Annotated in this window: 18 protein-coding genes; 3 read left to right on the top strand and 15 right to left on the bottom strand. The window is 61.6% G+C overall.

Translation table 11 applies throughout. The features are described 5' to 3' along the window. The 5 genes from ACXHXG_RS26375 to ACXHXG_RS26355 all read right to left on the bottom strand — a co-directional run bounded on the left by ACXHXG_RS26375 (window position 1) and on the right by ACXHXG_RS26355 (window position 5,947). Complete coding sequence (locus tag ACXHXG_RS26375) at window positions 1–951, bottom strand: ABC transporter permease (protein ID WP_457901257.1); 951 nt, start codon at window positions 949–951, stop codon at window positions 1–3. A gap of 96 nt (window positions 952–1,047) precedes the next feature. Continuing rightward, a complete protein-coding gene (locus ACXHXG_RS26370; RefSeq protein WP_104827171.1) occupies window positions 1,048–2,658 on the bottom strand; it encodes an ABC transporter substrate-binding protein in 1,611 nt (536 codons plus the stop codon). A 74-nt stretch (window positions 2,659–2,732) separates the two neighbouring features. Next, window positions 2,733–3,449, bottom strand: coding sequence for an HAD-IA family hydrolase (locus tag ACXHXG_RS26365; RefSeq protein ID WP_285169260.1), 717 nt, complete (start codon window positions 3,447–3,449; stop codon window positions 2,733–2,735). Between the two features lie 273 nt (window positions 3,450–3,722). Beyond that, window positions 3,723–5,096 carry an aspartate aminotransferase family protein gene (locus ACXHXG_RS26360; RefSeq protein WP_457901256.1) on the bottom strand — a complete coding sequence of 458 codons (1,374 nt, stop codon included), beginning with the start codon at window positions 5,094–5,096 and terminating at the stop codon, window positions 3,723–3,725. A gap of 11 nt (window positions 5,097–5,107) precedes the next feature. Then, window positions 5,108–5,947, bottom strand: a complete 840-nt coding sequence (locus ACXHXG_RS26355; RefSeq protein ID WP_457901255.1) for a GNAT family N-acetyltransferase — start codon at window positions 5,945–5,947, stop codon at window positions 5,108–5,110. Window positions 5,948–6,272: 325 nt separating this feature from the next. Between ACXHXG_RS26355 and ACXHXG_RS26350 the strand changes: the two genes are divergently transcribed. After that, the gene (locus ACXHXG_RS26350; RefSeq protein WP_457901254.1) at window positions 6,273–6,941 is read left to right on the top strand and encodes a haloacid dehalogenase type II; all 669 of its coding nucleotides are present in this window, start codon (window positions 6,273–6,275) and stop codon (window positions 6,939–6,941) included. A 12-nt stretch (window positions 6,942–6,953) separates the two neighbouring features. Continuing rightward, window positions 6,954–8,231, top strand: a complete 1,278-nt coding sequence (locus tag ACXHXG_RS26345) for an NAD(P)/FAD-dependent oxidoreductase (RefSeq protein WP_457901253.1) — start codon at window positions 6,954–6,956, stop codon at window positions 8,229–8,231. Window positions 8,232–8,243: 12 nt separating this feature from the next. Here ACXHXG_RS26345 and ACXHXG_RS26340 read toward each other — a convergent pair whose 3' ends face one another. Further along, window positions 8,244–8,642 (bottom strand): RidA family protein, encoded by a 399-nt coding sequence (locus tag ACXHXG_RS26340; RefSeq protein ID WP_457901252.1) that lies wholly within the window; start codon window positions 8,640–8,642, stop codon window positions 8,244–8,246. 160 nt (window positions 8,643–8,802) lie between these two features. On the opposite strand from ACXHXG_RS26340, the gene ACXHXG_RS26335 reads away from it, so the two are divergent. Further along, window positions 8,803–9,396 carry a TetR/AcrR family transcriptional regulator gene (locus tag ACXHXG_RS26335; protein ID WP_457901251.1) on the top strand — a complete coding sequence of 198 codons (594 nt, stop codon included), beginning with the start codon at window positions 8,803–8,805 and terminating at the stop codon, window positions 9,394–9,396. Window positions 9,397–9,475: 79 nt separating this feature from the next. Here ACXHXG_RS26335 and ACXHXG_RS26330 read toward each other — a convergent pair whose 3' ends face one another. The 9 genes from ACXHXG_RS26330 to ACXHXG_RS26290 all read right to left on the bottom strand — a co-directional run bounded on the left by ACXHXG_RS26330 (window position 9,476) and on the right by ACXHXG_RS26290 (window position 20,380). Next, on the bottom strand, window positions 9,476–10,933 hold the full coding sequence (locus ACXHXG_RS26330) for an NAD-dependent succinate-semialdehyde dehydrogenase (RefSeq protein ID WP_457901250.1): 1,458 nt from the start codon (window positions 10,931–10,933) through the stop codon (window positions 9,476–9,478). A gap of 20 nt (window positions 10,934–10,953) precedes the next feature. Then, a complete protein-coding gene (locus ACXHXG_RS26325; RefSeq protein WP_457901249.1) occupies window positions 10,954–11,997 on the bottom strand; it encodes a tartrate dehydrogenase in 1,044 nt (347 codons plus the stop codon). 9 nt (window positions 11,998–12,006) lie between these two features. Further along, window positions 12,007–13,470, bottom strand: a complete 1,464-nt coding sequence (locus ACXHXG_RS26320; protein WP_283051633.1) for an aldehyde dehydrogenase family protein — start codon at window positions 13,468–13,470, stop codon at window positions 12,007–12,009. 125 nt (window positions 13,471–13,595) lie between these two features. Beyond that, window positions 13,596–14,468 (bottom strand): LysR substrate-binding domain-containing protein, encoded by an 873-nt coding sequence (locus ACXHXG_RS26315; protein ID WP_283051631.1) that lies wholly within the window; start codon window positions 14,466–14,468, stop codon window positions 13,596–13,598. A 48-nt stretch (window positions 14,469–14,516) separates the two neighbouring features. Continuing rightward, complete coding sequence (locus tag ACXHXG_RS26310) at window positions 14,517–16,481, bottom strand: hydantoinase B/oxoprolinase family protein (RefSeq protein WP_457901248.1); 1,965 nt, start codon at window positions 16,479–16,481, stop codon at window positions 14,517–14,519. Between the two features lies 1 nt (window position 16,482). After that, entirely contained in the window at window positions 16,483–18,528 is a 2,046-nt protein-coding gene (locus ACXHXG_RS26305; protein WP_457901247.1) for a hydantoinase/oxoprolinase family protein, read from the bottom strand. 88 nt (window positions 18,529–18,616) lie between these two features. Next, window positions 18,617–19,129, bottom strand: coding sequence for a GNAT family N-acetyltransferase (locus ACXHXG_RS26300; RefSeq protein ID WP_457901246.1), 513 nt, complete (start codon window positions 19,127–19,129; stop codon window positions 18,617–18,619). Beyond that, window positions 19,081–19,434, bottom strand: a complete 354-nt coding sequence (locus ACXHXG_RS26295) for a cupin domain-containing protein (RefSeq protein WP_285169249.1) — start codon at window positions 19,432–19,434, stop codon at window positions 19,081–19,083. Before ACXHXG_RS26295 ends, ACXHXG_RS26300 begins: the two co-directional genes overlap by 49 nt. A 22-nt stretch (window positions 19,435–19,456) precedes the next feature. Next, a complete protein-coding gene (locus ACXHXG_RS26290; RefSeq protein ID WP_457901245.1) occupies window positions 19,457–20,380 on the bottom strand; it encodes a 2-hydroxyacid dehydrogenase in 924 nt (307 codons plus the stop codon). Window positions 20,381–20,494 lie beyond the last annotated feature (114 nt).

Genomic DNA, 20,494 nt, shown 5'->3' with positions numbered 1-20,494 from the left:
TCAGCGCAGCCTCGGATTGGACATGATGGCGATGATGTCGGCGATGGTGATCAAAAGCAGATAGACGAGGCAGAAAATCATGGCGCAGGTCTGAATGAGCGGCAGATCCCGGGTGGCGACGGCATCCACCATCAGCTTGGCTATGCCGGGATAGTTGAAGATCGTTTCGACGATGATGACGCCGCCAAGCAGGTAGGACAGCGAAAGTGCCACCGCATTGACGATCGGGCCGAGCGCGTTCGGCAATGCGTGCTTCAGGACCATGCGCGGGCGCGAGGCGCCCTTCAGGAGCGCCATTTCCACATAGGGCGTATTCAGCGTCTCGATGACGGCTGCCCGGGTCATGCGGATCATCTGCGCCGATATCACGAAGCTCAGCGTGATGACCGGCATCGCGAAGACACGCAGCATTTGGGAAAAGGAGTGGATCTCATTGGCGAAGGCGAGCGCCGGCAGCCATTTGAGATAGACGGCAAAGATCAGCACAGCGGATGTCGCGACCATGAATTCGGGCACGGAAATCACGCCGATCGAGACCACCGTCACGATGCGGTCATAGAGGGAGCCGCGCAGCATGGCCGCGGTAATGCCAAGGGTCAGCGCGATCGGCACGGAAAACAGGGTGGTGGCTGCGGCAAGCTTCAGCGAGTTTCCGAGCCGGGCACCGATCAGATCGGCGATCGGCGTGTTGTTGGCGTAGGAAATGCCGAGATTGCCGGTGGCAAGGCCGGCAAGCCAGCGAATGAAACGCAGGATCGCCGGATCGTTGAGATGCATCGCGGCACGCAGGCCCGCGACCGCTTCCGGTGTTGCGGCTTGACCAAGGAGGATCTGCGCCACGTCGCCGGGCAGCATTTCCGTTGCCGCAAACACCGTGAACGACACGATGAGCAGCGTGATCACGGCTACGATCACACGGCCGAGCACGAGAGAAAGAACGTGGCGGTTCATGACAGATCCCCATCGCGAGAACGGATGTGCCGATTATACGGCACTGTACCCGACAAGCGGTGCCGTGGCACCACTGGTCGGGTACAAAGGCGAGGATCAGGCGTCGAGCCAGACATATTCCGCGAAGGCATAACCCATCATGCCACCGAGCGGATTGGCCTCCAGGCCATGCAGCTTCGAGGAGATCGCGTCGACGTTGGAGATATAGGCCGGGATGGCGGTGCCGGCCTCTTCCGCGATCATTGCCTGCATGTCACCGTAGATCGCCTTGCGCTTGGCCTGATCGAGCAGGCCGCGCGCTTCCACCAGCATGCTGTCGAATTTCTCCGACTTGTACTGGCTTTCGTTCCATGGAGCCTGGGAGGAATAGAGCAGCGAAAAGAGGATGTCCGGCGTCGGACGCGGGTTGATATTGCCGAAATGCATCGGCGCTTTCAGCCAGTAGTTCGACCAGTATCCGTCTGATGGCACGCGCTGGACGTCGAACTTCATGCCGATCTCGGCGCCGGCCTGCTGCAGCACCATCGCCATGTCGACGGAGGAGGTTGCAGCGTCGGAGGCGACGACGGGAATGGACTGGCCGAGCAGACCCGACTTCTGGAAGTGGAACTTGGCCTTCTCCGGATCGTAGGCCTTCGGCTTCAGATCGGCATTGTGGTAGATGTTGGAAGGCGGCACCGGCTGGTCGTTGCCGATCTCGGCAAGTCCGCGCAGCGCCGACTTCTGAATGACTTCCCGGTTCAGGAGATATTTGACGCCGGTCACGAAGTCCTTGCTGCTGCCTGGGTTCATATCCAGGCGCATGTTGAGGTCCGTATAGTTGCCGGATGTGGTTTTCGAGAGCGTCACGCCCTTCTGGCTGTCCAGAAGCCGCATGGAGCGCGGGTTGATGGATGCGGCGAGCTGGATATCGCCCGAAAGCAGCGCATTAACGCGCGCGGAATCGTCCTCGATGGCGAAGAACTCGAAGGAGTCCAGGTGCGCGCCACCTGACTTCCAATAGTTCTTGTTCTTGACGGCGACGGACCGTACGCCGGGTTCGAATCTTTCGCAGACGAATGCGCCGGTTCCGTTAGCTTTACTGAAATCCGTCGTGCCATCGGCAATGATCATGAAGTGATGCATGGCAAGGATGGTCGGAAGATCGGCGTTCGGATTGGCGAGGGTAATCTCAACGGTCTGCGGGTCGACAGCCTTGATGCCGGTCATCTGCTTGGCGATTGCATTGACCTTCGAGCCAACAGCCGGATCGAGATGGCGTTTCAGCGAATAGACGACGTCGGCGGACGAAAGGGTCTTGCCGTCGTGGAAGGTCACGCCCTTGCGAAGCTTGACGGTCCACACTTTGGCGTCGGAGCTTTCAATGCTTTCAGCGAGTTCCATCTGCGTGACGCCATCCTTATCGAGGAAGGATAGGCGGTTGTAGAAGGCGCAACAGCGGACATAGTCCGTCGAGAGCGACGCCTTGGCCGGATCGAGCGTGTCGGCCGTCGACGACGACCAGCCGGCTGCCTTGAGCGAGCCGCCCGAGACGGGGGTTGCGGCGAAAGCCGCCGAGGCGCGCCCAAAGATTGCGCCGCCGGCTGCGGCAGCGATGCCGCCTGCAAGCAGCATCTGCAGGAGATCGCGGCGGGTGGCGCCGCGGCGAATGGCATTTTCGACCATGGCATCGTCTGCGCTGGTCCAATTCGTGATCTTGTCGTTCATCTGCGTTCCCCTTGTTGTTAAGGTTTGATTGGCACGCCTCGTCTTTTTCCGCGAGGTCGATACCGGATAGTCGCTCAAGCGGCCCTGATTGCCTCCACTGCGTCGGCAAGTCCTGCCATGGAGGTGAAATGGAAATCGGGCCTGGTGAATTCCTTGGGTTCGATCGTGCCGCCGTAGCCCTTCTGGGCATGGCGTCGCTCGATCCAGCAATTGGTCATGCCGAGCCGCCGCGAAATGCCGATGTCATGATACTGGCTTTGCGCGACATGCAGAATGTCGTCTTTCGAGCAGCCGTCCTTGGCGACGAAGGCGAAGACCTGCTCGAAGAAGGCCGGATCGGGCTTTTCCGTGCCCGTATCGTCGGCGGTGAATGCGGCATAAAACGGATTGCCGAGTTCCCTGGAAAAGTGCTCGAACGCCCAGCGGCGGGCATTCGTCATGGCGATCAGCCTGTAGCGCTGCGAAAGGCGTTGGAGAGCAGCGGCGCTGTCCGGAAAGCCTTTCCAGCTCTTGGCGGAATCACGCAGGCGTTCGCCGTATGCCTGTTCGGCCGGCAATCCCAATGTCGGGGCAATGACGAGATAGACACGAACCAGATCATCGGGAAACAGCCCGGCATCTCCGGAATAGCGCGCGGCGCGATAGAGGGCGAGCGCTTCCTCGCCATCGATCGAGACGCCCGCTTCCTCGGCAATCCCGGCGAGGCAATCCTTGATACCGCCTTCGAAGTCGATCAGGGTTCCGACGACGTCAAAGGTGAAGTATTTGAAATCCGCTAGGCTCTTTGCCAAGTGTCTGCCCTCGCCAAATATCAGTTCTTGATCGAGCGCATCCAGTTCCGATCACCGGCTGAATGCAGAAGAAAATGCTGTCCTGTTCCTACCGAGGATTTTCTCGTATCTGCCGAAAATCCCCGTTTTTCGGGCATTGAGCGCCTTTAGTCAGTTCAGTTTCGCAGTAAAGGCTCGCCGGATTCTCTGAATGGGAGAGCTGTGGCGGCACAAAATTGCGAATATGAGGGCAAAGCGGTATTTCACCGATACCGCCAAGGCCCCGTTTTGCGCTCAGGCGAGCACCGCCCGTACGTCGGGATCTTCCAGTGTCTGGTCCAGAGTCCTGTGCGTACGCTCGATGATCGCATCGATCTCCCCATCGGTGCAGCAGAGCGGCGGCGCATAGCCGAGAACACCGTTGCCGAAGGCGCGGATGACAAGCCCATTATTCCAGGCGCGATCGAAGATCCGCCGCGCGGGCTCGGCAGTCGCAGGCAAGGGCGTCTTGCGCTCCTTGTCGACCACCAGTTCGACGGCAGCGAGCATGCCGCGCCCGCGCACGTCGCCGACCAGCGGATGGGAACGGAGATCGCGAAGGCCGGCCATCAGACGCGCGCCAGCCTTGACGCCGTTTTCCAACAGGCCGTTCTCGTAAAGGCGCAACACTTCGAGGCCAACGGCGGCGCTGACGGGGTGCGCGGAATAGGTATAACCATGGCCAATCGCGGAGGCGCCGGCGCCGTCGGCAATCGTGCCATAGACCTTCTCCGACATGAAGACGGCCCCCATCGGCACATAGCCGGACGTCAGCCCCTTCGCGGTCGTCATCAAATCAGGGACGATGCCGTCTTCAGAACAGGCAAACAGTGGGCCGGTACGGCCAAAGCCGGTGATCACCTCGTCGGCAACGAACAGAATGTCGAGTTCGCTGCATAGGTCGCGCATTGCCTTCATCCAGCCGGTCGGCGGAACCAGCACGCCGCCGGAACCCTGAATTGGCTCGGCGTAGAAGGCCGCCACACGCTCGGCGCCCAGCTCCTCGACCTTGGCGCGCAGTGCGGCGACCGAAGCGGCGATGATCGCCTGCGGATCGGTGCCGACGGGATTGCGATAGGCATAATGGGTGGGAATCTTGTGCTGCCAGTCGAGCGGCATGCCGAAGCCGGCATGGAAGACCGGAAGTGCCGTCAGGCCGGCGCCGACGGTGGACGAGCCGTGATAACCCTGTTCGAGCGAGATGAACTGATCCTTCGTGGGCTTGCCGAGTGCGTGATAGTAATAGCGGATGAAGCGGACCGTGCTGTCGACGGCATCGGAACCGCCGAGCGTAAAGTAGACATGGTTGAGGTCGCCGGGAGCGCGGTCGGCCAATTCGGCGGCGAGCCGAATGGCCGGTTCCGAGCCGAGGCTGAAATAGCCGGTGGCATAAGGCAGTTCCCGCATCTGCCGGGCGGCTGCCTCCACGATACTGTCATGGCCATAGCCGGCATTGACGCACCAGAGACCGGCAAAGCCGTCGATCATCTGATGGCCCGATGCATCGGTCACGGTAGCACCCTTGGCGGATTTCAACACCCGGACGCCGGCCTGTTCGTGACCGCGATAGGAGGCGACGGGGTGAACGAGGTGGGCGCGATCGAGTTCGATAAGGGAATTGCTCAGCATGATGTCTCTCTTCAGCCCAAGGCTTGGCTCGCCAGGGCAAATGTGTGAACGCTGGGAACGGATGACGGGGTAGACGAAGGTGCACGATGCATGGTGATGCCGCCGCCGACATGGGCGAGGCCATGTTCGAGGAGGAAGGGAGCAAGGCCAGTCTCGGCCCCGGTATCGACACGCATGAATGCGCCTGACCGGGCCGCGAACAGAAAGCTCAGAAGGTCCTGGGCCTCACCAGTGGTTCCTGCAGCGACCGGGCCGCAGAGTTCGCCACGGCCAAAGGACCGCAAGGCTGCGTAACCGCGAAGCGCGTCGGCTTCGCGTAGAACCGCCAGACGGCCGGCCTGGACCAGGGCTTGGATGAGCGGCCTCCGATCAGCCCCGAAAGCGATGCGATCGAGGGTGACGATCTGCTCGATATCGGCGGCTGTCGCCCAATCCACCGTCGGCGGCGTAATGCACGCGAGCAGCGGGCCTTGGTGCTGAACGATCTCGCCGGTCTTCTTGAACCCTAGACTTTCATAAAGAGGTAGGCCGTCGGCAGTCGCCACGAGCCGGCACTCACGATCACCAACGATATCGAGGGCCGCCTGCATGATCCGGCGGCCGATGCCACGCCCGCGCATCGATTCATCGACGATCACCATATTGATCGTTGCGACGTCATCGCCATAGGGAGTGACGAAGATCGTGGCGACGACCCGGTCGTTCTCGACGGCCACCAGGCCGCGGCTAAGCTCCAGCAGCATCTGCCACTCTTCCAGTCGGTGGGGCCAGCCTGCCTGACGGGACAGTGTCAGAGCCGATTGAAGGTGAGAGTGGTCGAGGGGGCGAAGATCGATCCCGGTTGCCTGCACAGGCTTTTTCTCCCGTCGTTGCTTTTCTTTTTGATAGACCCGTAGCGAAAGAAGATCGTCCCGACGAAAGGGCGGCAGCGGTATCTTCCACCGTCCGTCGGCATACCCGCCGCATCTTATGCCGGGGCGGTTGGCGTTGCGGGCTGCGATTGCGGATTTCGGTGGCAACGCGCTTGTGACGACGCGCAACTCTCTGCCAAAGCGGAGCGGCGATACAAAACTTTCTGCTTCGCGACGGCCTAAATGCGGTGAACCGATGGAAGAAGGCTGCCTATGATGTTCTCATTCATCAGCGCCTGCGCGGCATTCTGCAAGGATCCAAGACATGACGAAGTTCCGGCCGAAATACATCACCTTCGACTGCTACGGCACTCTGACGAATTTCCAGATGGCCGAGGCTGCTCAGAAGATCTATGGCGGCGAGCTCGACCAGCCGCGTATGGCGCAGTTCATCAAGAATTTCGCAGCCTACCGGCTGGACGAGATTCTGGGAGACTGGAAACCCTATAATGAAGTGCTCCACAATGCCGTCGAGCGGACCTGCCGCAAGAACGGCGTGACCTTCCGCGCGGAAGACGCTCGCTCCATCTACGAAACCGTGCCGAGTTGGGGGCCGCATCCGGACGTGCCGGTGGGGCTTGCCAAGGTCGCCAAGGAAATCCCGCTGGTCATCCTGTCGAACGCGATGAACGAGCAGATCATGTACAATGTCGAAAAGCTCGGAGCGCCGTTCCATGCCGTCTTCACGGCGCAGCAGGCCAATGCTTACAAGCCGCGCTTCAAGGCGTTCGAATATATGTTCGATATGCTCGGCTGCAATCCGGAAGACATCCTGCACTGCTCCTCATCGTTCCGCTACGACCTGATGTCGGCCTATGATCTCGGTATCAAGCACAAGGTTTGGGTTAATCGGGGTCACGAACCCGCCAATCCTTATTATGAATATACCGAGATCAAGGATATTTCCGGTCTGCCCGGCGTCGTCGGGCTCTGACGGGAGGCCGCCATGCAATTCAAGTCCTATTGGCACGACACAGCCCCGCGTTTCGCAAAGCAGAGCACGGCTCCGCTCGAAGGTCATTATGACGTCGCGGTCATCGGCGGCGGCTTTACCGGGCTGGGCGCGGCACGCCAACTTGCCAAGGCCGGCGCCAAAGTGGTCGTGCTGGAGGCGGGCACAGTCGGCTCCGGCGCATCGGGCCGCAATGGCGGTCATCTCAACAACGGCATCGCCCATAGTTTCATCGCGGCGAAGGAGGAACTCGGCGTCGAGCGGGCGAAGGCACTCTATCGCGCCTTCGATGATGCCGTCGACACAGTCGAGCGGATCGTCGCGGAGGAGGGGATCGACTGCAATTTCCGCCGTGCGGGCAAGCTGAAGCTTGCCTCCAAGCCAGCGCATTTCGACAGCATCGCCAAGAATTTCGAGGCGGTTCATCGCGAGATCGATCCGGATACGGCGCTGCTGACGGCAGATGACCTCAAGGCGGAGATCGGATCGACGTCGTTCCATGGCGCCATGCTCTCCAAGAAGAGCGCGATGATGCATATGGGGCGCTATGCGGTCGGTCTTGCCGAAGCCGCAGTCCGCAGCGGCGCGGTGATCTTCGAGAATGCCGCCGTGACCGACAGGAAGGTCAACGGTAGCCGGCATGAACTGATGACCACCCGCGGCAAACTCTCGGCAGATAATGTCTTCCTGGCAACCGGCGCTTATACGCCGGGCATCTTCAGCTATTTCCGCCGTCGCATCGTTGCTGTCGGCAGTTTCATCATTGCCACGCGTCCGCTGACCAAGGCGGAGGTCGCTGCGACCATGCCCGGCAACCGCACTTGCGTGACTTCACTCAACATCGGCAATTATTTCCGGCTCTCGCCGGACAATCGCCTCATATTCGGCGGCCGGGCGCGGTTTTCCGCGACGTCGGATCAGCAATCCGACGCCAAGAGCGGCGAGATCCTACGCGCCAGCCTCGCGGAAATCTTCCCGCACCTTGCCAAGATCGAGATCGACTATTGCTGGGGCGGTCTGGTCGACATGACCAAGGACCGTTTCCCGCGCGCGGGCTATGTGGACGGGCTTTGGTACGCGATGGGCTATTCCGGCCATGGCGCACAGATGGCGACGCATATGGGCATGATGATTGCCGATGCCATCCTGGGCAAAGCCGATCGCAATCCGGTCAAAGGCCTCGAGTGGCCGGCGGTGCCGGGGCATTTCGGCAAGCCCTGGTTCCTGCCGCTGGTCGGCATGTATTACAAGACGCTCGATCGGTTCCAATAGTCGGATCAAGTATCACGCCTTCGAAGGGATGCGGGCAATGACCTTGATCTCGAAGTCGAAGCTGGCAAGCCAGTTCACGCCGACGGCCGTCCAGTTCGGATAGGGCGGACCGCTGAAGATCTCCTGCTTGACGGCCATGATTGTTGCGAACTGGTTTTCCGGGTCTGTGTGGAACGTCGTTATGTCCACTATATCATCGAACGTGCACCCCGCGGCGTCCAGCGTTGCCTTGAGGTTTTCGAAAGCCAAACGGACCTGATGCCCGAAATCAGGTTCCGGCGTCCCGTCGGCACGGCTGCCGACTTGCCCGGACACGAACAGAAGGTCACCGGAGCGAATGGCGGCCGAATAGCCATGTTCCTCGTAAAGGGCATGTCTGTTGGCGGGAAAAATTGCCTCACGTTTGGTCATTCTCGATCCTTTCTTCATTATCGTTGGCGACAGCGGATGAGCAGGATGCATTCTGCTTCACACGCCGCCTCATCTCATATACGATGCGTATGTGAAATAACTGGCATACGCGCCGTATGTCAAGTCCACATACGCATCGTATATGAAATTTGAGGGCAGGATGGCGAAACGACGTATCGATACGATGGAGGAGAACCGTGCCAAACTGATCGCGGCGGCGCGAAAAGCCTTTGCTGAAAAAGGGTATTCGGCTGCATCAATGGACGAGCTGACGGCCGAGGTCGGCCTGACGCGTGGGGCGCTCTATCACAATTTCGGAGACAAGCGCGGGCTTCTCGCGGCAGTTGTCGATCAGATCGACTCGGAGATGGCATCGCAGGCCCAAGAGATCGGCGCGCGAGTGGGAGACGATTGGAAAGGCCTGCTTGCCGAAGGCGCCGCCTATATCGAGATGGCGCTGGTTCCGGAAGTTCAACGCATCGTTCTGCTCGACGGACCTGCCGTGTTGGGTGATCCATCAAAATGGCCCAGCCAGAGCAGTTGCTTTCAGGAAACCAAGCGGACGGTAGAGCGTCTTGTCGCCAAAGAGATTTTCAAGCCGCTCGACGCCGAGGCGGCCGCTCGGCTTCTTAGCGGCGCCGCGCTCAACGCTGCTCTTTGGGTCGCAGCCAGCGACGATCCGAAGCATGTACTGCCAAAGGCTATCGAGACCTTCCGTGCTTTGGCTGCTGGCCTTCTCGTGAAGCCCGAGTGAATTCCTGCCGGGCAGGAAAGCCGTCAGAATGTCTCTGCAGCATGTCGGTGGGGCGCCCCTTTTGGTGTCTTTGGCAGGCTCAGCCAAGCCCGCCGATGTGGAAGGTCTTCAGTTCGAGATATTCCTCGATGCCGACTTGCGAGCCTTCGCGGCCGAGGCCGGATTGCTTGACGCCGCCGAAGGGGGCGACTTCGGTTGAGATCGCGCCGGTGTTCAGCCCGACCATTCCGAATTCCAGTGCTTCGCCGACGGCCCAGGAGCGCTTGAGGCTTCCGGTATAGAAATAAGCCGCGAGCCCGAAAGGCGTGCCGTTGGCGATGGCGATCGCCTCCTCGTCGGTCTTGAAACGGAAGAGCGGGGCGACCGGCCCGAAAGTCTCCTCGCTGGCAAGCAGCATGTCGGTGGTAGCACCCGACAGGACGATGGGGGCTGCATATTGCCGGCCTTCCGGAAGGCTCGAAGCCCTTGCAACGATCGTCGCGCCTTTCTCGACGGCATCGGCAACGTGGCGCTCGATCTTCTCGATGGCGGCGGCATTGATCATCGGACCGATGTCGACGCCCGCTTGCGTGCCGGGGCCGACCTTCATGGCGGAAACGCGGGCGGCCAGTTTTTCGGCAAAGGCGTCGTAGACCTTATCCTGCACCAGAATGCGGTTGGAGCAGACGCAGGTCTGGCCGCCATTGCGGAATTTGGAGGCGATAGCGCCTTCGACGGCAAGGTCGAGGTCGGCATCGTCGAAGACAATGAAGGGCGCGTTGCCGCCGAGTTCGAGGCTGAGCCGCTTGATGCTGTCGGCGGCGCCGCGCATCAGCAGCGCGCCGACGCGGGTCGAGCCGGTGAACGAGATCTTGCGGACCGCTTCATTGCGCATCAGCTCGTTGCCAATCTCGGTCGGCAGGCCAGTGACGATGTTGATGACGCCCGAAGGGATGCCGGCGCGTTCGGCCAGAACACCAAGCGCCAGAGCTGAATAAGGCGTCAGGTCGGATGGCTTGATGACGACCGTACAGCCGGCCGCGAGCGCCGGGGCCACCTTGCGGGTGATCATTGCATTGGGGAAGTTCCAGGGCGTGATGATGCCGCAGACGCCGACCGGTTCCTTGAGGACCACGATGCGTCGGTCGCGGGTCGGCGAGGGTATGGTCGTGCCGCCGATCCGGCGTGCTTCCTCGGCGAACCATTTGACGAAGGAGGCGCCATAGCGGATTTCCCCACGCGCCTCGGCCAGCGGTTTTCCTTGCTCTGTCGTCAGGATCAAGCCGAGATCGTCGCAATGTTCGATCATCAGATCATGCCAAGCTTCCAGCAGTTGCGCCCGCTCGGCATGGGTCTTCGCCCGCCAGGCCGGGAAGGCGGCGCTGGCGGCTTCGATCGCGGCGCGCGTCTCCGTCCCATCCATGTCGGGAACCGTGCCCATTACTGTCTGCGTGGCCGGATCGATGACGTCGACGGTCTTGCCGGAGGCGGCATTGCGCCAGAGTCCATCGATTAGGCCCTGTTGGCGCAATAAGCTCCGGTCCTTGAGGTCGATCATTGTTGTTGTTTCCTTGTCGTTCAGGCGAGTGCGTTCAGCACGGCATGGGTGATGGCGTCAGTCTTGTCCTTACCAGGGAAGGTGCCGATGCCGGCTTCGGTTGTCGCGGCAATCGCACGCATGATTTCGGCTGCGGCTAGCTTTTCGCCGAGATGATCCAGCATCATGGCGGCCGACCAGATGGCGGCAATCGGATTGGCGATGCCGAGATGGGCGATATCGGGCGCGGAGCCGTGCACCGGTTCGAACATCGACGGTGCCGTGCGGTTCGGGTTGAGATTGGCAGAGGCGGCAAAGCCGAGCCCGCCCTGGATGGCGGCGCCGAGATCGGTCAGGATGTCGCCAAACAGATTGGAGGCGACGACGACATCGAGGCTTTCCGGCGCCATAACCATGCGGGCCGCCATGGCGTCTATGTGATAGTTCGTTACGGTGACATCCGGATAGTCGGCGGCGAGCCGCGCCGTGACCTCATCCCAGAACACCATGGAATATTTCTGCGCATTCGATTTGGTGACGGAGGCGAGCTTTCCGCGGCGTGCGCGGGCCTGTTCGAAGCCGAAGCGCAGGATGCGCTCCACGCCGGCTCTGGTGAAAATCGAAGTCTCGACGGCGACCTCGTTTGCCGTGCCCTGGTGCACGCGTCCGCCGGCCCCGGAATATTCGCCCTCAGTGTTCTCGCGAATGCAGAGAATATCGAAGTTGCGTGTCTTCAGCGGCCCTTCGACACCCGGCAGCAGCCGATGCGGCCGGATATTGGCATATTGCTCGAAGGCCTTGCGGATCGGCAGAAGCAGGCCGTGCAGCGAAACGGAATCGGGCACCTCGGCCGGCCAGCCGACCGCGCCGAGCAGGATGGCGTCGAATTTGCGCAGCGTCGCAATGCCATCGGCCGGCATCATCGTGCCCGTTTCCTTGTAGTAGGTGCAGGACCAGGGAAAGCTGGTCGGCTCCAGGCCGAAGCCCGCCTTCCCGGCCACTTTTTCCAATATCTGCCACGCTGCGGCGGTAACGTCCTTGCCGATGCCGTCGCCGGGGATGAGAGCGATCCTATAGGTCTTCATGTCAGCTCCTCAGATGTTGATCAGCACGGATTTGCTGCGACGATTGGCGAGATAGGCATCGCGGCCAAGGTCCTTGCCGATACCAGAGTTCTTGTATCCGCCAGTCGGCAGAATATGGTCGCGGGAACGCCCATAGCGATTGACCCAGACGGTTCCGGCCTGAAGGCGGCGCGTCACGCGGACGGCCCGAGAAAGATCGCGCGTGAATAAGCCCGCCGCAAGCCCATAGGTCGGATGATCGGCAAGCAAGAGCGCTTCCTCCTCCGTCTCGAAGGTTTGCAGCGTCAGCACCGGCCCGAAAATCTCTTCAGTGACCGCAGGCGAGGCCTGGTCGACCCCGGCGAGCAGCGTTGGGGCATAAAAATAGCCTGGTCGATCCAGCCGCGAGCCGCCGGTCAGGCATTCCGCGCCGGCGCCGATCGCGGCCTGAACGATGCTGTCTATGCGCCCGATCTGACGCTCCGAGATAACCGGCGAATAGAGGCTTTTCTCGTCCCAAGTGGGGCCTGGTTTGATTTGACGCATGTGCCCGAGGATCGCCTCGGTGAGAGGTTCGGCAATCGAGCGCTCGGCAATCAGCCGCGAACCCGCCACGCAGGCCTGGCCGGCATTGGCGAGGACGTTGCGGGCGATCGCCTCGGCGGCCAGATCGAGATCGGCATCGGCGAAGACGAGTTGCGGGCTTTTGCCGCCGAGTTCCAGCGTCATCGGCTTGACGCCGCTGCGAGCGATATTCTCCATGATCGCCGCACCGGCTGCCGTCGAACCGGTGAAACTGATCTTGCTGATACCGGGGTGGCTGGTGATCGCCGCGCCGGTGGTCGGGCCGTCGCCGAGAACGATGTTGATCAGACCGGCGGGAATGCCGGCGCGCACCGAGAGTTCCGCCATGTAGAGCGTCGAAAACGGTGTCATCTCGGAGGGTTTCAGCACCACGGCGTTGCCCGCTGCTAATGCGGGGCCGAGCTTCCAGCCGGCCATGGAAATCGGGAAGTTCCAGGGCGTGATCGCGCCGACGACCCCGTAGGGTTCGGTCATGATCATGCCGAGGCTGTGGTCGTCAGCCGGGACCAGATCGCCACCTTCCTTGTCAGCGAACTCCGCGAAGAAGCGGATCTGCTCGGCAGTAATGGCGATATCGCCGGCGACGAGCTGGCCGATCGGGCGGGTCGAGGATACGGCTTCTAGACGGGCGAGCGTCACGGCCTCTTCTTCCATCAGGTCAGCCCAACGAACCAGCGCCTTGGTTCGCTCGCGCGGCCGGAGGGAGGACCAGCCGCTGGTCTTCAGAGCCCGGTTCGCGGCCTCGACGGCGCGGTCGACCAGGTCCTTTCCGGCCACCGGACATTTCGCGAAAGCGACACCATCCGACGGTCGGTGCATGGTCATGCCGCCCATGGCTGCGACATAGCGGCCATCGATGAAATGTCCGCTTGGGAGGTCGAGCGAATTTGGATCGAAACTAAGGGTCATGGCCGTTCCTTACCGTCGGGTCGGGCAAGTCTATCGGCTGCACCCTGGCAGTTTCGATTGATGCTTCCGCCGTCGCGACGGAATATCCCGTTTGCCCTCAGTGTTTCAGCGCAAGATTCGGCGTTTCAGAGAACGTCACGCAATGTAGCCAGAAAGGGCCGTACAAATCGCGAGGCGGGCCGGGCGTCATTGGTGGCGGCCACCATCTGCATGGCAAGACGCGGTTCGAAGGGGCGGGTCACCAGACCCTCGAAGCCATGCCAGGCAACGAGCCCGTCGACCAGGGCGATGCCGAGCCCCTCGCGCACCAGCGGCACAGCGCCAACAGAGGAGGCAATCTGAATGGCAACCTCGCGCTGCAGGCCGCAGCTCGAAAAAGCTTCGTCCATCGCCGCGCCGATTTCCGCATGGGCGCCGTAGGAGATCAGCGGCAAACCGTCGAGATCGGCGGGGCCGATCCTTGCCTTGGATGCCAGGGGATCATCGGCCCGCATTACCGCGACGATCGGGACATCGCTGAGGATTTCGCTGCGAACGGTTGGGGCTTCGATCACAGACAAGGTGACGGCGAGGTCGATGTCGCCGAGAAGCAGCGCCTCGGCGATCTCGCGCTTCGGCAGGGCATGGAGATGAACCTTCACTTCCGGATGCTTCGCACGAAAGCGCAGGAGTGCCTTCGGCAGCACCGAATAGGTGACCGCCAGGCTGATCCCGAGCCTCAGCAAACCGATCTTCTGCGCACCGATATCCCGCGCCAGCGATTTCAGGGCTTCCATCTCACGAAACACCCTGTCGGCATCTGCAAACAGCAGGTTTGCCTCCATGGTCGGCACGAGCCGCCCGCCGATACGATCGAACAGCGTGTAGCCGAGCTGGCTTTCCAGGTGATGGAGAAACTTGCTGGCGGCGGGCTGCGATATCCCAAGCGAATTCGCGGCTGCGGTCAGCGTACCGTCGCGCATGATCGCCCGGAAGATTTCTAGCTGGCGTGCGTTCATGAGATCCGCCTTTAGGTTATGGATGTCATAACCAATCGCCGCAGACTGTCAAACGCCGTAGCGTTCGCGCATCTCGGCGAAGATGGCGCGCATCTCCTCGGCAACATCGCCCGACCTGTTCAAGCCGGAGGCGACCGCGTCGAAGATCCTGTGCTTCAAGAAGAATCGCCAGCCGACCGGCACACTGGCGAGAAAGCCGGTCAGCAGATCGTAGCGCTCTTCCGTCCATACCGATTCAAAGGCGATTCGCTCTGCGGCATAGGTGATGGGAGCGGTCTTTGGCGATCGGTCGGCGCGTAGGGCTGCGGTCGCCTCGCTGTCAACCGCGCCACGCGATATCGCCACGCCGTAGTCGCGTCGCGCACTTTCCATTGAGATAGCGCCGCGGCGCACATCCTGAATGACCTTTTCGACCGGCCGCTCGAACGGATCGCCGTAGCCACCGGCGCCGGGACCAATGACGCGGATCACGTCGCCGGGATTGCAGTGCACAATGTCCGTATTGCCGAGCGAAATCTCGTCGTCTCTGCCGGGGTTGCGGATAAAGCGTGAGATAGTGCCGGCATGGCCGCCTGCGAGACCCCACGAGGGCATGACCGAGCGATTGCGATTGCGTGCCGTCACAACGGTTTCCGGTGCAGAGACCTGAAATTCCATCACCGCCGACAGGCCGCCGCGATAGCGACCCGGCGCGCCCGTATCGGTCTCCAATCCGTAGCGCAGAAAGCGGATCGGCACTTCCGCCTCGCTGATCTCGATCGGCGTGTTGCGCAGGAAACCGGTGGCGCCGCCGGCGCCGTCGCTTCCGTCGCCGATCGGTGTTCCGCCACCACCGCCGCCGACTGGGCCGATCGAGGCCATGACCGGCCGGCCATTTCTGGCGCTGGTCTTGATGTTCATGATGGCATTGCCACCGGGAGAGGCGGCCGGCATCAACTCCGGAAGCGCCTTAGCGAAGGCACCGACCGTGACAATCTGGGTCATGGCGCAGGTCAGGGAGCGCATGCCGACGGCGGCGGGGCGCTGGCAGTTGACGATGCTCCCCTCGGGAAGGATCGCCCGTGCCGGCCTCAGCGTTCCGGCGTTGAGCAGCAGGGAATTGTCGAGGGTGTATAAGACATAGGTTAGGCCCACCATCACCAGCGGATGGCGTTCGCGCCCGCCGGTGGGCATATTGAGCGACGACCCCAATTGTGGATCGCTGCCGGTATAGTCGAGTTCGATCTCGTCACCGCGGATGCGCAGCGTCAGCGCCACACGGCAAGGTTTGCCGCCGACCGAATCCTCGTCGGCATAATCCGCGAAGAAATAGTCGCCATCCGGTATGCGCTTGAGAATGGCGCGCGTCTGTTCCTCGGCATAGTCGAGAATCTGGCCGACGCCGTCGATGAAATCGTCAAAGCCGAAGCGGGCAATGATCTCCTTCAGCTTGCGCTCGCCGATATTGACGGAAGCAATCTGGGCATTGAGGTCGCCGATGTTCTGATCTGGCAGGCGAACATTGGCTCTGACAGTGTGCAGCACGAAATCGTTCAGCACACCGTTCTCGACGAGCTTGACCGGCGGAATGCGCAAGCCTTCCTGCTCGATTTCGGTGAGCGAGCGCGACAGCGAGGCAGGGACTGCGCCGCCGACATCGGTATTGTGGATATGGCCGACGACGAAGCAGGCGATCTCGCTGCCGTGAAACACCGGTTTCCAGATATGGATATCGGGAGAATGGGTCGCGACGAAGCCGCTATAGGGATCGTTGGTGATGCAGATGTCACCCTCGGCATAGCTATCGAACATGTCGAGGAGCGGGCGGTAGTCGATGCCGCTATACCAAGGCGCTCCGAACTGACGCGGGCTTGCGAAGGCAAGCCCCTCGCGCGTCACCACCTGGCAGGAGAAGTCCTCCGTTTCCTTGACGAAAGCGGAGTGCGCCGTGCGCATCAGGGTGAAGGCCATGGCATCGGCGGCGGCGGCACAGAAGTTGGCGAGCACTTTCAGATTTCTGCGATCGATCGCCATCTCAGGCCTCCATGCGGGTGATGACAAGGTTGCCGAACCGGTCGACATCGACGACGAAATTCGGCGGCACCACCGTGGTGGTATCGTCCTGCGCGATGATTGCCGGCCCGGTCAGGCGATGTCCCGCCTTCAGATCGCTGCGGTGATAGACTGCAGTCATGGCAAGGCGGCCGTCGAACCAGGCTTCGGCCGAGAAGCGGGGCCGGACAGGCTCGTATGCGGGGCCGAGTTCGGCCAAATATGGTTTCGGCGTCGTGCCCGATATGGTCAGGCGGAGATTGATCATATGTACTGGCGAAGCCGATGCCGCATGGCCGAAAAGCCGTTCATGTTCGGCGTGGAAGGCGGTGCCAATAGCATCGGCATCGATCTCTTCGAGCCAATCGCCCTGAAGCGCGACTTCGATCTCGTAGGATTGGCCGAGATAGCGCATATCGGCAAAGGCCTGGATGAATGCAGGCCCGGCGAAGCCTTGCTTTTGCCGCAGCCAATGTTCGGCCTCAGCCTTCAGTTTCCGGTAGGGTGCGACGACAGTGGCCATCGCCTCCTTCGTGACGTCGCAATAGACAGTACGGATGAAGTCGTTCTTCAGGTCGGCGATCAGGCCGCCGAGGGCAGAGACGACGCCGGGAGTGGGCGGAACCACGACGCCCTTCATGTCGAGCTCGCGCGCCAGGAAGCAGGCCAGCATGGCGCCGGCGCCGCCGAACGCAAAGAGATGGAACTCCCGCGGGTCGATCCCGAAGCGGGAGATCAGGCCGCTGACCTCGGCATACATGCCCGAAACCGAGATGTTGAGGATGTCGCTTGCCGTCGCTTCGATCGTACCGCCGAGCGTCGTTGCAAGGGGAGCAATCGCCGCGCGGGCGGCAGCGCGGTCGACCTCAACCGCACCGTAGCCGAGCGGCATGTGGCCGATCAGATTGCAGGCCGCGACCGCATCGGTGACCGTCGGCCTCGTGCCGCCGCGTCCATAGCAGGCGGGACCTGGCGTCGAGCCGGCGCTGTCCGGGCCGACCTGAAGCATCCCGAAGGCATCCACCCAGGCAATGGACCCGCCACCCTGTCCGACGGAGCTGACCGATACGGAGGGGATGTGAATCTGGAAATCCCCGATCAGCTCGCCGACACCATATTGCGGCAGGCCGTCGAGGATGACAGCGACATCGGCACTGGTGCCGCCGATATCGAGGCTCAGAATGCGCTCGAAACCGCTGGCCTTGGCGAGATAACCTGCCCCGATCACCCCGGAAGCGGTGCCGGAGAGGATCATCTGCACGCAGTCGTTTCGCGCTTGGTCGATGCCCATCACGCCGCCGTTGCTCTTCGTGATCAGCAGCGGGCAAGCAAGCCCCTCCTGCCTCAGCACGCTTTCGAAACGGTCAAGGTAGCGGGAGACGCGCGGCTGCACATAGCCGCTGATGACAGCCGTAATGGTGCGCTCATATTCGCGGATGATCGGCCAGGTTTGCGCGGAGGAAAAGACCGGCAGGCTCGGCACAAACCTTTCGATCATTGCCTTGACGGCAAGTTCGTTGGCCGGATTGCGATAGGCGTTGAGGAAGGCGATGACGATACCTTTGCAGCCGGCCCGTTCGGCTGCACGCACGGCCCTCTCCACGTCGGCCTCATGCGGAGCCTCGAGTATATCGCCGGTAGCGGCGGTTCGCTCGTGGATGCCGAATACGCGATCGCGCCCAATCAGCGGCTCCGGCCGCACCGAATAGAGATTGTGGATCTGCGGGATCTTCAGGCGCGCGATCTGCAGCACGTCCTCGAAATTCCGTGTGGTGAACAAAGCCAGGTCGTGGCCGTTGCGCTGAATGACTGTGTTGACGCCGACCGTCGTGCCATGGGTGAAGTAATCGACCTCGGCAGGATCGAGGCCGTCGCGGGCCTTGAGCGTCGAAAGACCTGCGGTGATTTCCGCTCCCGGCTCATCCGGCCGCGAGAAGACCTTGAGGGTGGAGATGCGTCCGCTCGCCTCATCAAACACCGCAAAATCGGTGAAGGATCCCCCGACGTCGACCCCGATACGATAGCCCATGTGCTGTTTCCTTGTTCTGGCCGGAGCAGAATGGCGGGTGAGCCTCACGGTCGCCAGTAACAAGAGCAGCGCAATCCATAACCCTTGGTTATGGGCTCTCAGTGGGTTTTCGGATGCTCATGTAATATTCCGGGTGTGGGACTGGTGCGAAGCCGGCCTTTGCGTAGACCGCATGCGCATCACGCGTCGCCAGCATCCAGTTGCTCACCGTTTTCAGCTCTGGATGGCTTTGGATCACCGCCGTAAGAAACGTCGCCAAGCCCCGGCCGCGATGGTCCGGCAGGGTGAAGACATCGCGCAGATAGGCAAAGATAGCGAGATCCGTGACGACGCGTGCAAAAGCGGCAAAATCGCCGTTCGGCGCATAGATAGCGACCGGCAGCGAACCGGCGAGCGCCCGTTCGAGCAGAGCGCGATCGAGGCCACGCGCCCAGTAGGATTCTTCCGAGAGATAGCGATGGATCCGATCGACATCGAGGCGAGCGCGATCCGTGCTCAGCGTATAGCCCTCATGTTCGGCCTCAAAGACCGGCAAGTCCGCAAGGCTTATCATCAGCCAACCGTCACGTAGATCTTGCGGACCGTCTCTATCGTCCGCCATACGCCCTTGAATCCTGGCTTCATGACGAAGCTGTCGCCGGCGCGATAGGTTACGGATGTGCCGCCCTCATCGGTCAATTCGATGACGCCCTGAAGAATGTGGCAGAATTCGAAAGTCTCGCCCTTGATCGAGCGCGTTTCGCCCGGGGTTGCTTCCCATACGCCGGTGTTGATCATGCCGTCGCGCGCACTGTCTTGAGCCCAGGTCTTGAAGGACGGATCTCCGGAAATCAGCCGGTCCGGCATGGCCTTGGAGTGTTTCGGCTCGAAGGCCGGCTGCGGGTCGATGGTTTTCAAGAGAGACATGGGGTTCCTTTCCTATTGATGATCAGTAGCCGCGGCTGCGGTCGACAAGACCGATCGGGTCGAGCCCGGCCTCGTGGCGGCGAATATTGGCGATGACGGTGTTTGCGGCCGTCTCCGGCTGCGTGACGCTGGCAATGTGTGGCGTCAGAACGATCCTGGGATGGCGCCAGAGCGCATGTCCGTCCGGCAGCGGCTCCGGTTCGGTGACGTCGAGGACAGCGCTGCTGATATGGCCGCTGTCGAGCGCTTCGATGAGAGCCTCCGCGTCGAGCTGTTGACCGCGGCCGGCGTGCACGAGGCCGGCGCCTTTAGGCAGCGCGTTGAAGAGATCGGCGTTCAGGATGCCGCGCGTCTCGGGCGTCAGCGGCAAGAGGCAGACGAGAATATCGACGCCCGCCAGAAATTCCGGCAATTGATCCGTTCCGTCATAGCAGGCGACGCCCTCAATGCTGCGCGGCGAGCGGCTCCACCCGCGAAGCGGAAAACCGAAAGGCCGCAGCCGCTCGATGACGGCTAGGCCGAGATTGCCGAGGCCGAGTATGCCGACACAGCGGTCGGCTGCCTGCCGAACCGGGCGGGAGGCCCATTTGCCCGCCCGCTGCTGCTCGATATAGCCAGGCAGATCGCGATGCAGCGCTAGGACGCCGAGCGTCACATATTCCTGCATCATCCTGACAATGCCGTCCTCGATCATGCGGACCAGCTTGACCTTGTCGGGAAGTGCGGCCAGCGAGAACTGGTCGACGCCCGCGCCAATCGAAAACAGGATTTCGAGATTGCGATAGCGGTCGAGATCGGCGGGCGCTGTCCAGGTCAGCAGATACTTGATCGTTGCCGGATCGACGCTAGCCGAATCCGTGACGAAGGGGAGGGTCGGCAGTTCGCGCGCGAAAGCCGCGGCAAAGATCCTCGCCCGTTCGGCATCCGAATTGAAAAAAAAGGCCATGGGCTTCCTCTGGCTTGCTCCGGTATTCTGCTGATGGCGTCTCAACAGGATGCATTGAAGTAGGGTCGATCGACCGCATATCGATCCGTTTTTCGTGCCAACGACGTATGCCGC

It is taken from the genome of Rhizobium sp. LEGMi-198b (assembly GCF_054114205.1).
This window is presented reverse-complemented; position numbering and strand designations above follow the sequence as displayed.